This window comes from Catenuloplanes nepalensis (assembly GCF_030811575.1).
GTDB classification, from domain to species: domain Bacteria; phylum Actinomycetota; class Actinomycetes; order Mycobacteriales; family Micromonosporaceae; genus Catenuloplanes; species Catenuloplanes nepalensis.
In genome coordinates this window covers 3640437-3660039 of sequence record NZ_JAUSRA010000001.1, presented here as the reverse complement: position 1 = coordinate 3660039, position 19603 = coordinate 3640437, and the positions used below count along the sequence as shown (strand labels likewise).

At 72.2% G+C, this 19603-nt stretch carries 13 protein-coding genes and 1 pseudogene; 11 read left to right on the top strand and 3 right to left on the bottom strand.

Annotated features, from left to right (window positions below; all coding sequences use genetic code 11):
* The first annotated feature begins 45 nt into the window (after positions 1 to 45).
* Positions 46 to 2244 (top strand): GMC oxidoreductase, encoded by a 2199-nt coding sequence (locus tag J2S43_RS15680; protein WP_306829823.1) that lies wholly within the window; start codon positions 46 to 48, stop codon positions 2242 to 2244.
* Positions 2245 to 2576: 332 nt separating this feature from the next.
* On the opposite strand, the gene J2S43_RS15675 is transcribed toward J2S43_RS15680, so the two are convergent.
* The gene (locus J2S43_RS15675) at positions 2577 to 3179 is read right to left on the bottom strand and encodes a thymidine kinase (protein WP_306839295.1); all 603 of its coding nucleotides are present in this window, start codon (positions 3177 to 3179) and stop codon (positions 2577 to 2579) included.
* A gap of 266 nt (positions 3180 to 3445) precedes the next feature.
* Positions 3446 to 4807 carry a GH1 family beta-glucosidase gene (locus J2S43_RS15670; protein WP_306829821.1) on the bottom strand — a complete coding sequence of 454 codons (1362 nt, stop codon included), beginning with the start codon at positions 4805 to 4807 and terminating at the stop codon, positions 3446 to 3448.
* A 161-nt stretch (positions 4808 to 4968) separates the two neighbouring features.
* On the opposite strand from J2S43_RS15670, the gene J2S43_RS15665 reads away from it, so the two are divergent.
* Both J2S43_RS15665 and J2S43_RS15660 read left to right on the top strand, forming a co-directional pair.
* On the top strand, positions 4969 to 6240 hold the full coding sequence (locus tag J2S43_RS15665) for an ROK family transcriptional regulator (protein WP_306829819.1): 1272 nt from the start codon (positions 4969 to 4971) through the stop codon (positions 6238 to 6240).
* 62 nt (positions 6241 to 6302) lie between these two features.
* Positions 6303 to 6803 (top strand): aldo/keto reductase, encoded by a 501-nt coding sequence (locus J2S43_RS15660; RefSeq protein WP_306829817.1) that lies wholly within the window; start codon positions 6303 to 6305, stop codon positions 6801 to 6803.
* On the opposite strand, the gene J2S43_RS15655 is transcribed toward J2S43_RS15660, so the two are convergent.
* Entirely contained in the window at positions 6787 to 7917 is a 1131-nt protein-coding gene (locus J2S43_RS15655) for an FAD-dependent monooxygenase (RefSeq protein WP_306829815.1), read from the bottom strand. The genes J2S43_RS15660 and J2S43_RS15655 overlap by 17 nt on opposite strands.
* Positions 7918 to 8190: 273 nt before the next feature.
* Here J2S43_RS15655 and J2S43_RS15650 point away from each other — a divergent pair, with 273 nt between their 5' ends.
* From J2S43_RS15650 to J2S43_RS15615, 8 genes and pseudogenes are all read left to right on the top strand, one after another.
* Entirely contained in the window at positions 8191 to 9189 is a 999-nt protein-coding gene (locus J2S43_RS15650; protein ID WP_306829813.1) for a LacI family DNA-binding transcriptional regulator, read from the top strand.
* A 98-nt stretch (positions 9190 to 9287) separates the two neighbouring features.
* A complete protein-coding gene (locus tag J2S43_RS15645) occupies positions 9288 to 10970 on the top strand; it encodes an ABC transporter substrate-binding protein (RefSeq protein ID WP_306829812.1) in 1683 nt (560 codons plus the stop codon).
* A 117-nt stretch (positions 10971 to 11087) separates the two neighbouring features.
* Positions 11088 to 12182: an ABC transporter ATP-binding protein gene (locus tag J2S43_RS15640; RefSeq protein WP_370881759.1), complete on the top strand. Its 1095-nt coding sequence runs from the start codon at positions 11088 to 11090 to the stop codon at positions 12180 to 12182.
* Positions 12179 to 13159, top strand: a complete 981-nt coding sequence (locus J2S43_RS15635; protein WP_306829808.1) for an ABC transporter permease — start codon at positions 12179 to 12181, stop codon at positions 13157 to 13159. The genes J2S43_RS15640 and J2S43_RS15635 overlap by 4 nt, the downstream gene beginning before the upstream one ends.
* 3 nt (positions 13160 to 13162) lie before the next feature.
* A pseudogene (locus J2S43_RS15630) lies at positions 13163 to 14125 on the top strand (ABC transporter permease); the annotation flags it as partial.
* Between the two features lie 575 nt (positions 14126 to 14700).
* Positions 14701 to 15699 (top strand): ABC transporter ATP-binding protein, encoded by a 999-nt coding sequence (locus J2S43_RS15625; protein ID WP_306839293.1) that lies wholly within the window; start codon positions 14701 to 14703, stop codon positions 15697 to 15699.
* A 221-nt stretch (positions 15700 to 15920) separates the two neighbouring features.
* Positions 15921 to 18188, top strand: coding sequence for a penicillin acylase family protein (locus tag J2S43_RS15620; RefSeq protein WP_306829807.1), 2268 nt, complete (start codon positions 15921 to 15923; stop codon positions 18186 to 18188).
* Positions 18189 to 18745: 557 nt separating this feature from the next.
* Positions 18746 to 19594 (top strand): hypothetical protein, encoded by an 849-nt coding sequence (locus J2S43_RS15615; protein ID WP_306829804.1) that lies wholly within the window; start codon positions 18746 to 18748, stop codon positions 19592 to 19594.
* Positions 19595 to 19603: the final 9 nt, after the last annotated feature.

The following is a 19603-nucleotide window of genomic DNA, read 5'->3' as shown; positions in this document are numbered from 1 at the left end:
CGATGCATGCACATCAGTCGATCGGCACTCATTACGGGGGTTGTGATGCCGAGCGCGCACGAGCATGTGGACGTCGTCGTGGTCGGGTCCGGTTTCGGGGGATCCGTGGCCGCCTACCGGTTCGCCGAGGCCGGCCTCGGCACCGTGCTGCTGGAGCGGGGGAGGGCGTATGCGCCGGGCGAGTTCCCGCGCACGCCGGCCGAGATGGCCCGCAACCTGTGGGATCCGGGCGCGGGCCTGCACGGGCTGTTCGACGTCTGGTCGTTCACCGGCATCGACGCGATCGTGTCCAGCGGGCTCGGCGGCGGTTCGCTGATCTACGCGAACGTGCTGCTGCGCAAGGACGAGGCCTGGTTCGTCCGCGATCAGGCGCTGCCCGGCGGCGGCGTCGAGGACTGGCCGCTGACCCGCGCCGACCTGGACCCGCACTACGACCGGGTGGAGCGGATGATCGGCCCGGTGCCGTACCCGCTGGATCGGAAGCCTTTCGACCGGACCGCGAAGACGCGGGCGATGGCGGAGGCGGCCGACCGGCTCGGGCTCGATCTGCGCCTGCCGCCGCTGGCGGTCAGCTTCGCGTCCCGGCCCGGCGGCGTGCCCGGCCCGGGCCTGGCGATCGAGGATCCGGCCTACGGCAACCTGCACGGCGTACCGCGGCTGACCTGCCGTTTGTGCGGTGAATGCGACATCGGCTGCAACGACGGCGCGAAGAACTCGCTCGACCACACCTACCTGTCCGCGGCGAAAGATCAAGGAGCGGATCTGCGGGTACGCCATGAGGTGCGCACCATCGCGGCCCGTGACCACGGCGGCTACGAGGTGCGGTACGTGATCCACGACGACTCGCCGCCGGACCGCCTGCCGGTGCACGTGATCACCTGTGACCGGCTGGTGCTCGCCGCCGGCACGCTCGGCACGTCCTGGCTGCTGCTGCGCGACCGCGACCGGCTGCCCGGGATCAGCCCCACGCTCGGCACCCGGTTCAGCGGCAACGGCGACCTGCTCGGCTTCGTCCTGCGCGCGGTCACGCCGGACGGCCGCCCTCGCCCGCTGCGCGGCTCGCACGGCCCGGTGATCACCAGCGCGATCCGGGTGCCGGACGAGGCCGACGGCGGCACCGGGCGCGGCCACTACGTGGAGGACGCGGGCTACCCCGGATTCCTGGACTGGCTGGTCGAGGCGACGCAGTGGCACGGCCTGAGCCGGCGCGCACTGCTGTTCGCGCTGTCCCGCGCGCAGAACCGGCTCACCGGCGGAGGCCGGACCGCGATCGCCGCGGAGCTGGCTGCCCTGTTCGGCGACGTCGAGCTGTCCGAGTCGTCGCTGCCGCTGCTCGGGATGGGCCGGGACATCCCGGACGGCCGGCTGAGCGTGCGCCGCGGCCGGCTCGCCGCGGACTGGACCACGCAGACGTCCCGGCGCTACTTCGAGGAGGTGCGGGCCACCATGCGCGCGGTCGCGACCGTGCTCGGCGGCGAGTTCCAGGGCAACCCGCTCGGCGCGATGCAGCAGGTCGTCACGGTGCACCCGCTCGGCGGCGCGCCGATGGCCGACCGGCCGGAGCGGGGCGTCACCGACGCGTACGGCGAGGTCTTCGGTCTGCCGGGCCTCTATGTCGCGGACGGCGCCGCGCTGCCCGGCCCGGTCGGCCCGAATCCGGCGCTGACCATCGCGGCGCACGCGGACCGGCTCGCCGACCGCGCGCTGTGCACGCCGCCGCGCCGGCCGGCGTTCGTCTTCGCGCCGCCGACGCGGCTGTCGTTCACGGAGGAGATGACCGGTTTCTGCACCGTCCGGCTCACGATCGAGGTCGACGACGTGTTCCGGTTCGTCGCGGATCCGGATCACGAGGCACGCGCCACCGGCACGATCGACCACCCGCTGCTCGGCCGGCACGCCATCACCGGCGGCACGTTCCGGCTGTTCCCGGACGAGGGCGGCGTCACGCGGCACATGCGCTACCGGCTCCCGTTCGGCACGCTGTGCCTGATCGGGCACAAGGACGTGCGCGACGATCCCGGGCTCGACCTGTGGCCGGACACGACCACGCTGCACGCGCGGATCGTGGGCCTGCCGGACGGCGAGCCGATCGACGAGGGCGAGATCAGCATCGGCCGGGCCGCGTTTCTGGAGCAGCTGACCACGGTACGGGTGACGGGCCCCCGGCGGGCCGCCGCGCTGGCCGCGTTCGGCCGTCTCTTCGCGGGCACGCTGTGGGACGTCTACGCCGGCCAGAGCGCGTGACGGCGAGCTGAGCGGGGGGACGAACCGGGCGCGAGGCGGGAGATCGGGCTCGGCCGCCCCGCGCCCGGAGCAACGGCGTGCCGTCCGGCACCTCAGCCGTATCGGCCGCGTGCCGCCGGGGTTGAGGCTTCCGGCCGAGGCGCCTATCACAGGGCGGCCGGCGACGTTCGTTTTCCGGCCATCCGCGCGCAATGCGACTGTGGGCCGGTCGAGCGTGCCGCTGCGGTGGGTCGGTCGAGCGTGCCGCTGCGGCGGGTCAGTCGAGCGTGCCGCTGCGGTGGGTCGGTCGAGCGTGCCGCTGGTGGGTCGGCCGAGCGTGCCGCTGCGGCAGGTCAGTCGAGCGTGCCGCTGCGGTGGTGGCGGCGGCAGAGGACCTGGTAGCGAACCTCAGCGTGTGATGCGGTGTCGCCGATCACGACCTGTTCGCCGGCGCGGGCGATCTGGCCGTCGACGATGCGGGCGTTGAGGTGGCCGCGGCGCCCGCACCAGCAGAGCACCTCGACCTGGAGCCGGTGCACCTCGTCGGCCAGCTCGAACAGCCGCTGCGACGCCGGGAACAGCCGCGACCGGAAGTCGCTGGCCAGGCCGAACGCGAACACGTCCACGCCGGCCCGGTCGACCAGGTCGGCGAGCTGCTCGACGTGGTCGACCGTGTAGAAGCAGGCCTCGTCGCAGATCAGGTAGTCGACCTTGCCGTACGCGAGGTCCCACAGGTTCAGGTCGTCGGTCACCTCGATCGCGTCCTGCGCGAGACCGATGCGCGTGGTCACCTTCGGGCCGAGCGAGCGGTCGTTGCGGGTGAGCACCAGGCCGCGCCGGCCCTGGCGGCCGTGGTTGTGGTGCATCTGCAACGCCAGCGTCGACTTGCCGCAGTCCATCGGCCCCCAGTAGAACGTCAGCCGGGCGCCGGGCCCGTTGCCGCCGAGCCCCGGCAGAGGGGAGTGGGTGGTCGCGAGCGCGGAGTCGTTCTTCACGGCCGGTGAGCATAGCCGGTGACCGGACACGCTCCTGACCTGGCTGTGCGGCGTGGCCCGCCGCGTCCTCGCCAACCGCCGCCGCACGTCCGTGCCGGTTCCGGTGGCTGACCTGCCGGGGCCGCGCGGTCACCGGCGGAGCCCGCGGACATCCTCGACCTGGGCGCCGCGGGCGGGCAGACCTGGTGAGCGGGTCCCCGGCGCGCCGGGGACCCGCTCCACCACCGTCAGGCGACCGGCGCGGTCACCTCGGCCCGGTGGTTGCGGATGATCTCCGCGTACCGGTGGCCGCTGTTCTTGATCGTCCGGACCTGGGTGTCGTAGTCGACGTGGACCAGGCCGAACCGCTTGTCGTAGCCGTACGCCCACTCGAAGTTGTCCAGCAGCGACCAGGCGAAGTAGCCGGCCAGCGGCGCGCCCTGGGCGACCGCGGACGCGCACGCGGCCAGGTGGTCCTCGAGGTAGGCGGTGCGCTGCTTGTCCTCGAACGTGCCGTCCGCGCCCGGCGTGTCCGCCCAGGCCGAACCGTTCTCGGTCACGTAGATCTTCGGCACGCCGTACTCGTTCGTGACGCGCAGCAGCAGCTGCTCCAGGCCGTCCGCGTAGACCTCCCAGCCCATCGCGGTCTCCAGCGCGCCCTCCACCGGCACCTGGCGGCCGTGCGGCGCCGGCGCCTCCGGCGCGTCCGCGATCAGCTGCCGGAAGTAGTAGTTGAGCCCGAAGAACTCGGTCGGCGCCGCGATCGCCTCGAGGTCGCCGTCCTCGACCGGTGGCGCGATCCCGTAGGTGGAGATCATGTCGGCCGGGTAGCCGCGTCCGAAGACCGGGTCGAGCCACCAGCGGTTCGTGTGCCCGTCCGCGCGGTGCGCCGCGGCCACGTCCTCCGGGCGGTCGCTGGCCGGCTCGATCGGGCTGAGGTTGAGCACGATGCCGACCTCGGGCTTCGTGGCCGCGTTGGCCCGGACCGCGGCCATCCCGAGCCCGTGCGCCAGCAGCAGGTGGTGGCTGGCCGGGATCGCGCGGGCCAGCGACGTCTCGCCGGGCGCCATCTTCCCGTCGAGGTGCCCGATCCACGCGCTGCACAGCGGCTCGTTCATGGTCATCCAGTCGGTGACCCGGTCCCCGAGCCGGGCCGCGACCACGGCGGCGTAGTCGGCGAACGCGTACGCGGTGTCCCGCGCGGGCCAGCCGCCGAGGTCCTGCAGCGCCTGCGGCAGGTCCCAGTGGTAGAGCGTGGCGAACGGCGTTACGCCGGCCGCGAGCAGCTGGTCGACGAGCCGGTCGTAGAAGTCGAGGCCGGCCGCGTTGACCTGCCCGCGACCGTCCGGCATCACGCGCGGCCAGGCGATCGAGAAGCGGTAGGCGCCCAGCCCGAGGCGCTTCATCAGCGCGACGTCCTCCGGGACGCGGTGGTAGTGGTCCGCGGCGACGTCGCCGGTGTCGCCGTTGTCGATCGCGCCGGGCACGCGGCAGAACGTGTCCCAGATCGACGGCTTGCGGCCGTCGGCGGACACGGCCCCCTCGATCTGGTAGGCCGACGTTGCGGCTCCCCAGACGAAGGCCGGGGGAAGGGCGGCGAACTCGCGCACTGAGGCTCCTCCGATGATGATCTTTCAACACTTAATTTACGACGTCATTAAACCAGGAGTGCGGGCAGACTCAAGAGCCTTCACGGCTTGGTTCATGCTTTACTCGGCGCGCATGCGGCATGCTGGACGCGCCCCCTCACGACGAAAGAGATGCCCCGGCCATGGATCCGAAACGGACGACGGTGCGCGACGTCCGCCGCGCGAACCGCTCCGTGCTGCTGAGCAACCTCTACCGCAGCGGCCCGGTCTCCCGGCACGAGCTGGCCCAGACCACCGCGCTCAGCCAGGCCAGCGTCAGCAACCTGATCGGCGAGATGGTCGCGGAGGGCCTGGTCGAGGAGGCCGGCTCGGTCGACTCCGACGGCGGCCGCCCGCGCATCCTGCTGCGCGTCGCGCCCGGCTTCGGCCACGTCATCGGCGCGGACGTCGGCGAGACCCGCGTCCAGGTGGAGTTGTTCGACCTCGCGATGACGCCGCTGGCCAAGGCCGAGTTCCCGATCCTGGTGACGCGCCCCGCGCCGGAGGACGTGCTCACCTGCCTGCACGACGGCCTCACCTCGGTCATCACCCAGGCCGGCGTCGACCCGGCCACCGTGCTCGGCTTCGGCGTCGCGGTCTCCGGCGTGGTCGATTCCGACCCGGCCGGTTCCGGCGCGGTCGTGCACGCGCAGACGCTCGGCTGGGACGGCGTGCCGCTCGGCGCGATGCTCCGCGGGGTCACCGACATCCCGGTGCTGGTCGACAACGGCGCCAAGACGCTCGGCCAGGCCGAGATGTGGTTCGGCGCGGGCCGCGGCGCCCGGCACGCCGTGGTCGCGCTGGTCGGCTCCGGCGTCGGCGCCGCGGTCATCGCGGACGGCGCGTCCTACCGCGGCGCACACTCCAGCGCCGGGGAGTGGGGACACACACCGATCGTGTACGGCGGGCGGCCGTGCCGCTGCGGCGCGCACGGCTGCCTCGAGGCGTACGTCGGCGCCGAGTCCGTGCTCGACCGCTACCGGGCCGCCAACCGGCACCGGTCCGCGCCCGGCGCGGACGAGGAGTCCGCGCTCGCGGCCGTGCTCGCCGCGTCCGGCACGAAGGCCGGCGCGCAGGTGCTCGCGGACACCGCCGGCTATCTCGGCGCCGGCCTGGCCACGCTGGTCAACCTGTTCAACCCGGAGCGCATCGTGCTCGGCGGCTGGGCCGGGCTCGCGCTCGGCCAGGCGCTGCTGCCGCAGATCCGCGAGGCGACCGCCCGGCACGCGCTGCGTCGCCCGTTTGAGCAGGTCAGCATCGAGCTGTGCCAGCTCGGCCCGGACGCGGTCGCGATGGGCGCGGCCACGCTCCCGGTCGCCCGCCTGATCGCCGACGGCGGCGCCCGCCCGGGCACCCCGGCCACCACCGTGCGGCCGGCCGCCGCGCGCCGACCGGTCCCGCGCCGGCGCCGCTGAAGCAGACCCGGTCCGCCCGTCCTGCCCGCGGACCCGGGACAGAACGGACGCCGGGCTACCGCATGTCCGCGGCGTGCACGAGCGGTGGGTCCTCGGGCTCGCCGGGCACCTGCCGGAGGGACGGCAAGGTGCGCGCGATCGGCGCCTCGCACACGCCGGTCTCCGGCATCGTCGAGGCCCAGTGGGTGGCGGAGCGCCGCGGCCTGGCCCGCTTCCACACCGAACAGCCGGCCTACTCGATCCTCAACCGCGGCATCGAGCGCGAGCTGCTGCCGGTCACCCAGCGCTTCGGCATGGGCACGCTGGTCTGGGGCCCGCTCCTCACCGGTCACGGCAAGCCGGTCGACGCGCTCGCGTTCACGCCGGACGGCCGCACGCTCGCCACCGGCGGCGAGGACCGGACCACCGTGCTGTGGGACCTGGACGTCGAGCGGACCGCCGCCCGGATCTGCGCCCGCACCGACCCGGCACTGCTCGCGGCGGACTGGGCGACGTACTTCCCGGACCGCCCGTTCCGCTCACCCTGCCCGGGGCCAGGGTCCCTGATCAGGACAGGCCGATAGCCGGACGCGGTTCGCGGATCAGCAGCTTGGCGGCCTGGCCGACCACGAGTCGGCGTACCCCGTGGTTGAAGGGGTTGGAAGGCACGAAGCCCTCGCCCTTGACGTGCGCGATCAACTGGTGCGCCCGGATCGTCGGGCGCATCGTGCGTTCCCACGCGCCCAGTGCGCGGGGCAGCGGCAGGCCGGAGGTGAGCGCGTCGCCGAGCGCGGCCGCGCCCATCATGCCGGTGCTGGCGCCCATGCCGGAGTAGAGCGTGAGGCACCAGGCGGCGTCGCCGAGCAGCAGCACGCGGCCGCGGTGCCAGCGCGGCATGCGGACCTGGCGCACGGAGTCGAAGAGCCGCTCGGGCGCGTGCGCCAGCCGGTCCAGCACCCACGGCACCGGCTCGCCCATGTCGGCGTAGCGTGCGGCCAGCGCCTCGGCCGGGTCCTTGCGAAGCTCGACGTCGACGTCGGCGGCCCGGTAGGCGAAGAGCGCGGTCGGCGGCCGGTCCCGGTAGGGGAAGACCCACAGCGCGCGGCCCGGCTCGACCAGGGCGAGCTGGTCCGAGCCGGAGTAGCCGGGCACCGGCGCGTCCAGCGAGAACGTGCAGATCATCGAGCGGGCCGGCCGGAGGAACCGCTCGTCCGGTCCGAACGCGAGCCGGCGCACGGTGGAGCGCAGCCCGTCCGCGCCGATCACCAGATCGAAGCGCTCGTCGCCGGCGCCGAGGTCGACGTAGGCCGCGTCCGCGGTCTGCCGGAGCGCGCGCGGCCCGGTGCCGAACCGGATCTCGATGTCCGGGGAGAGACCGTCCCAGAGCGCGGCCTCCACGTCGCCGCGCATGGTGCCCTCGGGCTGGCCGGGCTGGTCGAGGAAGCCTATGCTGCGCCTCCGCTCGCCGCCGGCGTCGACCGCCCAGGTGCGGTGGTCGGCGGGCGTGCGCAGGTGCATGCGGTCGAGGACGCCCAGCTGTGACGCGGCCTTCTTGCCCGCGGGGAACAGGCCGACGAAGTATCCGCCGGTGCGCCGCGCGGACGCGCGCTCCACGATCACCGGCGTCCAGCCGGCCCCGGACAGGGCGATCGCCGCGGCCATTCCGGAGACGCCGAGACCCACCACAAGTGCTCTCACGGTCGCCAGTCAAGCGGAGCATTCGGCCAGATCCAAATCATAACGTTTCGATCGCGACGGTCAGTGACCGCGGGCGATGCGTGGCGGAACGTCCCAATTCCGAGAGAGCGTTCTCTCAGACTTTCTACAAGCCTTGAAGTTAGCCGTGGTTCGTTACCCTGCCGTTATTGACGTGGCCCAGGTCACTCCGGTTGACTCCCCCCACGGAACCGCTTCCGCAACCGGTTCCGAACGTGTCGTTAACCGTGCCGACACAGCTGGGAGGTGAGTGGATTGACGATCACCATCGCGGACGTGGCCGCGGCGGCGGGCGTCAGCAAGACCACCGTCTCCCGGGTGCTCAACGGCAAGGACGACCTCGACGCGCAGACCGCGGACCGGGTGCGGCGGGTGATCGCCGACCTCGGTTACGTGCCCAGCGCCCGCGCGGTCGGCCTGGCCCGCGGCCGGACCAGGATCGTCGGCATGCTCGTGCCGTCGCTGACCTGGCCCTGGATGGGCGAGGTGCTCCAGGGTGCGGTCGACGCGATGGAGGCGGCGGGTTACGGCCTGCTGCTGTTCACGGTCAACCGCGGCGAGGACTCGATGCGCCAGTTCGCGCAGCAGGTCTCCGCCCGCGCGTTCGACGGCCTGCTGGTCGTCGAGCCGGACGGCCAGACCGGTTACATCGCGGAGCTCTACGAGGGCGGGCTGCCGGTCGTGCTCATCGACGACCGGGCCGCACGCCGGCCGAGGTTCCCGTCCGTCGGCACCACCAACCGGCGCGGCGCCCGCTCGGCCGGTGAGCACCTGATCGCGCTCGGCCGCCATCGGCCGCTCGTGATCACCGGAAAGGTCAAGTTCGGCTGCACGCAGGAGCGGGTGGCCGGATTCGCCGACGCCTACGCGGAGGCCGGGCTGACCATCGACCCGGCACTGATCTTCGAGGGCGACTTCTCCTACGGGTGCGGCCGGGAGGCCGTGCTGCGCAGCGCCGGCACCGGGTTCGACGCCGTGTTCGCGCACAACGATCTGTCCGCCACCGGCGCGATGCAGGCCGTCATCGAGTCCGGCCGGACCGTACCCGGTGATGTGGCGGTCGTCGGTTTCGATGATCTGCCGCTCGCCGCGAACGCACAGCCGCCGCTGAGCACCGTGCACCAGCCGCTGCGGGAGATGGGCGACGCCGCCGCCCGCCTGCTGCTGGCGCACTTCGCGGGCGAACCGCTGCCCGCGAACCCCGTGACCATCCCGACCACCTTCGTCACTCGCGAGTCCACCACCGGCCGATAAATCACCAAAAGATCAGCCGCGGCGGTACGTCGTCGTGGCGCGATACCGCACGCCCCGGCACCGGGCGTCACACCTCATCAGACAGGGAGCCGCACCGAATGAGTCCCACCAGAAGAAGCGTCGCCATGGCGCTCGCCGGCGTGCTGGCCGCCACCGCGCTCGCGGCCTGCGGCGAGAGCCCGAACGCGAACAGCGCGAACGGCGACGCCGCGACCGTGCTCAACGTCGGCATGCCGAACGGCCCGCAGACCGAGAACCACAACCCGTTCCTGGAGTCGTCGTCCGCGTCGATCCTCGGTTACCGCTGGCAGATCTACGAGCCGCTGGCGCTGGCGAACGTGATCCGCCCGTCGGACAAGCCGAAGCCGTGGCTCGCCCAGGAGTACAGCTGGAGCGCGGACCTGAAGACGCTGACCGTCACCGCGCGTGAGGGCGCGAAGTGGTCGGACGGCACCGCGTTCTCGGCCGAGGACATCGCGTTCACCTACGACCTGATCGGTAAGACGCCCGCGATCAACCGGTTCGCGCTGCCGATCGTCTCCGCGACCGCGACCGGTGACCAGGCCTCGATCGTGTTCGAGCGCCCGCAGTTCGTCAACGAAGCCCGGATCCTGCGGGACATCGCGATCGTGCCGAAGCACCTGTGGTCGCAGATCGCGGACCCGGCCACGGACACCATCAAGAACCCGGTCGGCACCGGGCCGTACACGCTGAAGACGTTCACGCCGCAGACCACCACGCTGTCCGTGCGCACCGAGGGCTACTGGCAGACGCTGCCGCAGGTCAAGGAGCTGCGCTACACGTCGTACAACGACAACAACGCGCAGACCACCGCGCTGGCCAACGGCGAGTCGGAGTGGAGCTTCGTCTTCATCCCGAACTACGAGACGGTCTTCATCTCGAAGGACCCGAAGAACAACAAGATGTTCCCGGCGCCGGTCATCGGCGTGCACGGCCTCTACATCAACACCACGGTCGCGCCGTTCGACGACGCGGTGCTGCGCCGCGCCATGGGCATGGTGATCAACCGCAACGACATCTTCGTGCAGGCCTCGGCCGGCTACTTCCACCCGGAGGTCACCTCGGTCACCGGCATCCCGACGCCGGCCGGCGAGTCCTACATCGCGCCGGAGTACAAGGGCCAGACGCACAAGGTCGACGTGGAGGGCGCGAAGGCGCTGCTCACCGGCGCGGGCTACAAGCTGGACGGCACCACGCTGAAGGACAAGTCGGGCAAGCCGGTCAAGATCAAGCTGACCGACCCGGCACCGTGGTCCGACTACATCACCAGCCTGGAGATCGTGAAGGACAACCTGGCCCAGATCGGCATCGAGGCCACGCTGGACAAGGCCACCCAGGACGCCTGGCAGAAGTCGGTGGAGGAGGGCACGTTCGAGGCCACGTTCCGCTGGACCAACGGCGGCGCGACCCCGTACGACATGTACCAGACCGTGATGGACGGCAAGCTGCTCAAGCCGGTCGGTGAGGCCGCGCAGAACGGTAACTTCGGCCGGTTCGACAACAAGGACGCCACGGCGGCGCTGGAGGCGTACGCGAACGCCACCGACGACGCGGCCCGGACCACGGCGATGAACAGTCTCCAGAAGATCTTCGTCGAGCAGGCGCCGATGATCCCGGTCGGCGCGGACAACGCGGGCGGCGCCTACAACATCAAGAACTGGATCGGCTGGCCGTCCGCCGAGGACCCCTACGCCCCGGCCCAGCCCACGCAGCCCAACGCGGTCGACGTCATCCTGCACCTCAAGCCCGCCAACTCCTGATTCCCGGCCACCGCCCCTGAAGCGGGCCTGACGGCCAGCCCCATCCCGCAGGTCCTCCCCGGGTGTGCCACCGCCACCCGGGGAGGACCGCACCACATGTTTCTCGAGGAGCCCGGCATGGCGCCGAGTGACGACAATGCGGCGGCAGCGGTGCTGTCGGCCCAAGGACTGACCAAACACTTCCCGGTCCGACGCGGCCTCGCCGACCTGCTCGCCCGCAGGGCACGCGTGGTGCACGCGGTGGACGACGTGACACTCACGCTGCGCCGCGGCCGGGTGACCGCGCTCGTCGGCGAGTCCGGGTCCGGCAAATCGACCGTGGCCCGGCTGCTGTCCCAGCTCTACCCGCGCACGTCCGGCGACATCGTGCTGCACGGCGCGGTCACCACCGTGCGCGGCGGGCGGGCGTTCCGCGCCTACGCCCGGAAGGTCCAGATGATCTTCCAGGACCCGTTCGCGTCGCTGAACCCGGTGCACACGATCCGGTACCACCTGACCCGGTCGCTGCGCATCCACGGCAACGGCGGGCGCACCACGGCGGAACTGGAGGACGCGCTGCACGCGCTGCTGAACCGGGTCCACCTCACGCCGCCGGAACGCTACCTGGACAAGTTCCCGCACGAACTCTCCGGCGGGCAGCGGCAGCGTGTCGCGATCGCCCGCGCGCTCGGCGCGAACCCGGAGGTGCTGCTCGCGGACGAGCCGGTGTCGATGCTGGACGTGTCGATCCGGCTCGGCGTGCTGAACCTGCTGCGGGACCTCAAGGAACGCCTGCACCTGGCGATCCTCTACATCACGCACGACATCGCGTCGGCCCGCTACTTCGCGGACGAGACGCTGGTCATGTACGCGGGCCGGATGGTCGAGGGCGGCGACAGCGAGACCGTCACGCAGCGGCCGGCTCATCCGTACACCCGGCTGCTGATCGCGTCGGCGCCGGACCCGGACACGATCCAGGGCTCCGCGCACGAGGCCGTCGCGCACACTCCGGAGGATCGGGCCGGCGGCGAGCCGCCGAGCCTGATCGCGCCGCCGTCCGGCTGCCGCTTCCACCCGCGCTGCCCGGCCGCGATGGCCCGGTGCACGACCGAGCTGCCGCCCCGGCTGCCCGTGGGCGACGCGGACGGGCACTGGGCGGCGTGCTGGCTGTACGACCCGGCCACGGTCGCGGCGCCCCGCCCCGCCCCGTCTCGTCCGGCGGTGACGGCATGAAGCACATCCTGCAGCGCATCGCGTTCTACCTCTTCACCGCGTGGGCCGCGATCACGCTCAACTTCTTCATCCCGCGGATGATCCCGGGCGACCCGGTCCGCTCGATGATCTCCCGTTACCAGGGGCAGCTGAACGCGGACTCGATCCAGTCGCTCTACATCCTGTTCGGCCTGGACGAGCAGAAATCGCTCTGGGGACAGTACGTCGACTACTGGGGGCAGCTGTTCCGCGGCGACCTCGGCCTGTCGTTCACGTTCTTCCCCGCGCCGGTCTCCCAGGTGATCGGCGAGAGCATCGGCTGGACCGTGATCCTGGTCGGTATCACCACGATCATCAGCTTCGCGATCGGCACGCTGCTCGGTGTGCTGGCCGGCTGGCGGCGCGGCTCCTGGGTCGACGGACTGCTGCCCGCCACCACGTTCCTCTCCTCCATCCCGTACTTCTGGCTCGGCCTGATCGCGATCACGTTGCTCGCCGGGCCGGGCAGCTTCTTCCCGTCGTCCGGCGGGTATGAGCCCGGGCTCATACCCGCGTGGGACCAGTGGTTCATCGGCAGCGCGCTGCAGCACAGCATCCTGCCCGCGTTCACCATCCTGATCTCGTCGGTCTCCGGCTGGATCCTGTCGATGCGGAACATGATGGTCACGGTCGCGGCCGAGGACTACATCACCGTGGCGCACGCGAAGGGCCTGCCGGAACGCCGGGTCGCGCTCGCCTACGCGGCCCGCAACGCGCTGCTGCCGAACGTCTCCGGCTTCGCGCTCTCGCTCGGCTTCATCGTCGGCGGCACGCTGCTCGTCGAGATCGTCTTCTCGTACCCCGGCCTGGGTTTCCAGCTCTTCCAGGCGGTCGGCGCGAAGGACTATCCACTGATGCAGGGCGTGTTCCTGGTGATCACACTGTCCGTCCTCGCCGCGAACCTGCTGGCCGACCTGGCCTACCTCGCGCTCGACCCGCGTACCCGAAGGGAGGGCTGACGCATGAGCACCCCGTCTGCCGTGGAGGTCACGCCGGCCGCGCTGCCGGTCAGGCGCCAGCGATTCCGGTTCATCGCGAACGGCAAGGCCGCCACCGGCGTCGCCATCGTCGGCTTCTTCGTGCTGCTGGCGATCGTCGGGCCGTGGATCGCGCCCTACGACGCGTCCGCGCGCTCCTCCGACCTGCTGCAACCGCCGTCCGGCGCGCACTGGTTCGGCACCACCCACCTCGGGCAGGACGTGTTCAGCCAGATCCTGGTCGGCACGCGCGGCGTCGTCTTCGTCGGCTTCCTGGCCGGCGCGCTCGCCACCGTGCTGTCCGTCGTGGTCGGCGTGACCGCGGGCTACCTCGGTGGCACCGCGGACGACTCGCTCTCCGCGCTGTCCAACGTCTTCCTGGTCATCCCGGCGCTGCCCCTGATCATCATCATCACGTCGCTGCTGGAGCGCAGCACCGACCTGATGATCGCGCTGGTCATCGGACTGACCTCGTGGGCCTGGAACGCCCGTGTCCTGCGCGCCCAGACGCTCTCGCTGCGCCGCCGCGACTACGTGGAGGCCGCGCGCGCCACCGGCGAGTCGACCTGGCGGGTCATCTTCTTCGAGATCCTGCCGAACCTCACCGCGATCATCGCGTCCGGCTTCGTCGGCACGGTCATCTTCGCGGTCATGTCCGAGATCACGCTCGCGTTCATCGGCATCACCACGGTCTCCGAGTGGAACTGGGGCACCATCCTGTTCTGGGCGCAGGGTCAGCAAGCGCTCGCCTCCGGCGCCTGGTGGTGGTTCGTCCCGGCCGGCCTCGCCATCGCGATCCTGGGCACCGCGCTCTCGCTGGTCAACTTCGGCATCGACGAGTTCGTCAGCCCACGCCTCCGCTCGGCCGGCAAAACCAAGATCAAAACAGCCTCCGGCGCCACGGTACGCATGCGCGTCGGCTTCACCCCGGTCCTGCGCACCACACCGCTCGGCGAGACACCGGTGTCACCGCACGCCCCGGCCGTACCGCTGAAACGCCATTTCCCCGCGGCCTCCGCCGGTTCTGCTGCCTCCGCCGGTTCTGCTGCCTCCGCCGGTTCTGCTGCCTCCGCCGGTTCTGCTGCGTCGGCCGGTTCTGCAACGCCTGCTAGTGCGGGGCCTGCTGGTTCTGCAACGCCTGCCAGTGCGGGGCCTGCTGGTTCTGTGGCGTCTGCCGGTTCTGTGGCGTCTGCCGGTTCTGTGGCGTCTGCCGGTTCTGTGGCGTCTGCCGGTTCTGTGGCGTCTGATGGTTCTTCGGTGCGGGCCGGTGTCGGCGCGACTGTGGATTCGGTGTCCGCTGCCGATTCCGTGGGACCGGCTGAGGCGGCGGGATCAGCCGATTCGGGGGAATCCGCCGCACCGGCGGGAGCCGCGGGATCCTCGGGAACGGCCGGGCCGGCCGCGTCCGCGGGAACGGCCACTGGGAAGTCGCTCGGAAACAGGGAGTCGGCATGATCGAGTCGGTGAACAGCGTCAGCGTGGTGCCGGCGGCCGGGCGTGATCAACCGCGCCGGCGGGAGCCGGTGCTGGAGATCCGGAACCTCAACGTGGACTACGGTCTCGGCGACGACGCCGTGCACGCGGTGCGCGAGGTGCACCTGACGCTGCACCGCGGCGAGGTGCTCGGGCTGGCGGGGGAGAGCGGCAGCGGCAAGTCCACACTCGCCTACGGCGCGACCCGGCTGCTGCCACCACCCGGCGTGATCGCGGGCGGCCAGGTCGTCTACCATCCGCGCGACGGCGAGCCGTTCGACGTGCTCGCGCTCACCCCGAGGCAGCTGCGCGCGTTCCGCTGGGCGGAGACGTCCATCGTGTTCCAGGGCGCGATGAACTCGCTCAACCCGGTCCACAAGATCTCGGCGCAGCTCACCGACGTGATCCGCGCGCACACGCCCGGCATGTCCCGGCCCGCGCAGGTCGCCCGCGCCCGTGAACTGCTCGGCCTGGTCGGGATCGCGGCGGACCGGCTCGAGGCCTACCCGCACCAGCTCTCGGGCGGCATGCGTCAACGCGTCATGATCGCGATGGCGCTGGCGCTGGAACCGCAGGTCGTGATCATGGATGAGCCGACCACCGCGCTGGACGTGGTGATGCAGCGGCAGATCCTCCGGCAGATCGTCCAGCTGCGCGAACGGCTCGGCTTCTCGGTCCTGTTCATCACGCACGACCTGTCGCTGCTGGTGGAGTTCTCCGACCGGATCGCCATCATGTACGGCGGGCGGATCGTGGAGGAGGCGCCGGCGGCCGCGCTCTATCGCGACTCGCTGCATCCGTACAGCCATGGGCTCTTGAACTCCTTTCCTGCTCTTCGTGGTGCGAAGCGTGAACTCAGCGGCATCCCGGGATCGCCGCCGGACCTGCGTGCCATGCCGCGTGGCTGCTCCTTCCACCCGCGCTGTCCCAAGGCGTTCGAACCGTGCGGCACGCATGTGCCACCGCTCGGGCCGCCGCCCGCCGCCGACGGTGCGGGGAACCGCACGGTCGCCTGCTGGCTTCACCCGACGACCGCCCCGGTCGGGTGATCCCGCCGGGCCCGCGTGTTCCCGCACGGCACGCGGGCCCGGCCTACGTCTATACCATCCATCGACAACTGTCAGCGAAGTTACTCCTCGCGGCGCCGCGCGTTCGCTCGCTTGTGGATAACTTTCGGGCCTGTGGATATCGATGAGACGTTCAGCCCCCGCTGGCATGATGGATCGCGGCCGATGGTCGGCCAGGGGGTGGGGTTCCGATGTTCGGGCACATGAGACAGGTAATACGGTCGGTGGCGGCGGTCGTCACCACGGCGGCGCTGGTGATGACCGCGGTTCCGGCCTCCGCGGCACCGGGCGGCGCGACACTGCGGCGCACCGAGTTCGGCGTCCCGCACGTGCTCGCGCCGAATTACCGCGCGGCCGGCGTCGGCGCGGGCTTCGCCTTCGCGGAGGACAACCTGTGCCTGCTCGCGCCGCAGATCGTCGCGCTCGACGGCGAGAAGTCCCGGTGGTTCGGGCCGGCCGGCGGAAACCTCGAGGCCGACCTCTACCACCGCTGGCTCAACCAGAACCGCGTCGTCGAGCGCGCGCTCGCCGGCCCCGGCGCTCCGTCCCGTGACGCGCGCGACCTGGCACGTGGCTACGCCGAGGGTTACAACCGATACCTGTCCTCGGTCGGCGTGGACAACCTGCCCGAGTCGATCTGCAAGGGCGCCGACTGGGTCCGGCCGATCACCGAGCTGGACGTGTGGCGTCGCGTGCTGCAGATCTCGGACATGGGCGGTGCCGAAGGGGTCACCGACCTGGTCGCGGCCGCGCAGCCGCCCGGCACCCCGGCCGTCGCGTCCCGCACCGCCCCGACCGGGCTGCCCGACCTGTTCGGGGGCGGCATCGGCAGCAACGCGGTCGGCCTCGGTGCGGACGCCACCACCGGCCGCACCGGCATGCTGCTGGCCAACCCGCACTTCCCGTGGCAGGGCGACCGCCGCTTCCACCAGATCCACCTGACCATCCCCGGCGAGCTGAACGTCTCCGGCGTCTCGCTGCCCGGCCTCCCCGGCGTGGCGATCGGCCACACCGACCGGGTCGCCTGGTCGCACACCGTCTCCACCGCGGTGACCCTCACGCTGCACCGGCTCGCCCTCACCCCCGGCAACCCCACGGCTTACGTCGTGGACGGCCAGACCCACGCGCTGCGCAACGACCCGGTCACGGTGACCGTGCGACAGGACGACGGCACGCTCACCTCCGTCACCCAGTCGGTGTGGAGCACGCCCGACGGCCCGATCGTGTCTATTCCGGGCGTGCTGCCCTGGGACGCCACCCAGGCCTTCCAGCTGCGCAGCGCGAACGCGACCAATCTGCGCACGGTCGACCAGTGGCTCGGCATGGCCAAGGCCCGTGACGTGCGGCAGCTCCGCGACGTCCAGGCCCGGCTGCTCGCCTCACCCTGGGTGAACACGACCGCGGCCGACGTGACCGGCACCGCGTTCTACGGCGACCTGCAGTCCGTCCCGCACGTGACGAACGAGCAGGAGGAGCGCTGCGGGCTCGGCGACCTCGACGGCATCCCGCTGCTCGACGGCTCGCGCGGCGACTGCGCCTGGGGCACCGACGCGGACGCGCCCGTGCCCGGCCTGTTCGGCGCCGGCAACCTGCCCACGCTGTTCCGCCGCGACTTCGTCAGCAACATGAACGACAGCCCGTGGCTGGCCAACCCGGCCGCGCCGCTCGTCGACTACCCGGCCATCGTCGGCGACACCGGGACCCCGCGGTCGTACCGTACGCGGCTGGGCCTCGACATGATCTCCGAGGGCGTCGCGGACTCCGGCTTCACGCTGGCCGAGCTGCAGGACATGCAGCTGAACAACCGCAACTTCACCGCCGAGCGCGGCCTGCCGTCGGTGCTGTCCTGGTGCAGGTCCGGCGCGCCCGCCCCGTCCGCCACCGCCACGGACGGCCGCACCGTCGACCTGACCGCCGCCTGCGCCGCACTCGCCGGCTGGAACACCCGCGGCGACCTCGAGGCCCGCGGCGCCGCACTCTGGCGCGCCTTCATCCTGCGCCTGCGCACCAGCCCGTGGACCGTCCCGTTCGACCCGGCCGACCCGGTCCGCACCCCGCGTGACTTCGACGCGACCCGTCCGGGCGTGACCACCGCGCTCGCCGACGCCGTCCAGGCCTTCACCGCGGCCGGTCTCCCGGCCGACGTCCCGCTCGCCGACGTCCAGCGCTACGAGGGCATCGGCGTTCACGGCTGCGACGGCCGCGAGGGCTGCTTCAACGTCATCACCGCCGACGTCACCCGGCCGGCCGCCGGCGTCCAGCACGGCTCCAGCTTCATCATGGCCACCGAACTCACCCGCTCCGGCCCGCGCACCCGCACCCTCCTCACCTACGGCCAGTCCGCCAACCCCACCAGCCCGCACCACACCGACCAGACCCACGTCTACAACGACAAGCAGTGGGTCACCGACCGCTTCACCGAGCGCGAAATCGCCTCCGACCCCCACCTGACCATCCGCCACCTGCGATAGGCACCACCCCTCACCACCCGGCGTCGGACGCACGGCTACTCCAACCCCGATCGTCCGGCGCCGGTTGTCCGGGGCTGCCGGTGCCCGCTGGTCGTGCGGTGCCCGCTGGTTGTCCGGTGCCCGCTGGTCGTGCGGTGCCCGCTGGTTGTCCGGTGCCCGCTGGTTGTCCGGTGCCCGCTGGTTGTCCGGTGCCCGCTGGTTGTCCGGTGCCGCTGGTTGTCCGGAGCTGCCGGTTGCCCGGGGGCGCTGGTTGTCCGGTGCCGCTGGCTGCCCCCGCGCCGCCGGTTGTGGCGGTGGCTCGGCGGTTCCAGTCGGCGGCCGGCGGGCGTGTGCGTTGGGGGCCGGGGAACCGCGGGCCGCGGCGGGCCGTCGAAGCGTGCGGGTGAACGGCGATGGGAGGCGTTGTGCGACAGCGGATTGCGGCCGTGGTGGTAGGGGCGGCGATGTCGGTCGGAGCGTGTGCGGCGCAGGGGGAACGACCCGGTGGCGACGCGGAAGCGGGGCCGGTGGCCTCGGTCGCGGCGGGCTGGGAGTCGTGTGCGGCGGCGGGAGCGCCGGTGCCGAAGGCGACGCCGCCGGACGAGGGGGCGCGCATGGTCCCGCCGATCGGCTCGGACCAGGGCGACGGCGCGCGGCTGCCGGCGGACTTCGTGGCGGTCGCGGTCACCACGTGTGGTGCGGAGTTCGCGGCGCGGCCGGACGGCGGTCAGGACATCGTGATGGCGGAGAAGCGCACGGAGGATCCGGCCGCGGTGGCGGCGCTCGCGGCGGCGCTGCTGCTGCCGGACCTGCCGGGCACGGCGCCCGCGTGCACGGCCGACGCGGTCGTGCTGCCGTGGTTCGTGCTGCACGACGCGAACGGCGGCTGGGTGCGGCCCGGCGTCCCGCACGACGACTGCCGCAAACCACGACGTGAGGTGCTGGCCGCGCTGTCCGCGTTGCGCGGCTCGTCCGTGTCGCAGACGCCGATCGGCGAGGCGACGTCGGCGCTGTCCGCGCGGACCGGGTGTGCGGACACGCACGCGGACATGATCGCGGTGTCGGCCGGCTTCGGCACAGAGGCGGCGCCGGCCACCGCGCCGCCGGCCGAGGCCGCGCAGCTGCGCCTGTGCCTCTACCACGTGCCGGAGTCCCAGCTGGGCGGCGGCAAGCCGGCGGGCACGCTGCGGTCCGGCACCGTACTGACCGCGGAGGCGTGGTCGGCGTTGCGGGCCGTGTTCCCGCCCGCCGCGAAGGCCGCGCCGTGCGCCGAGGCGTCCGACTCGTTCGCGCTGCTACAGCCGGTGACGTCCGGTCCCGCCACCTACGTCGAGTTGTCCGGCTGCGGCCGCACCATGCAGGACGGCGCCGGCCTCGCCGCCGGCGACCCGAAGCTCACCGCCGCGATCCTGACGGCCGCGTCCTGAGATCCAACG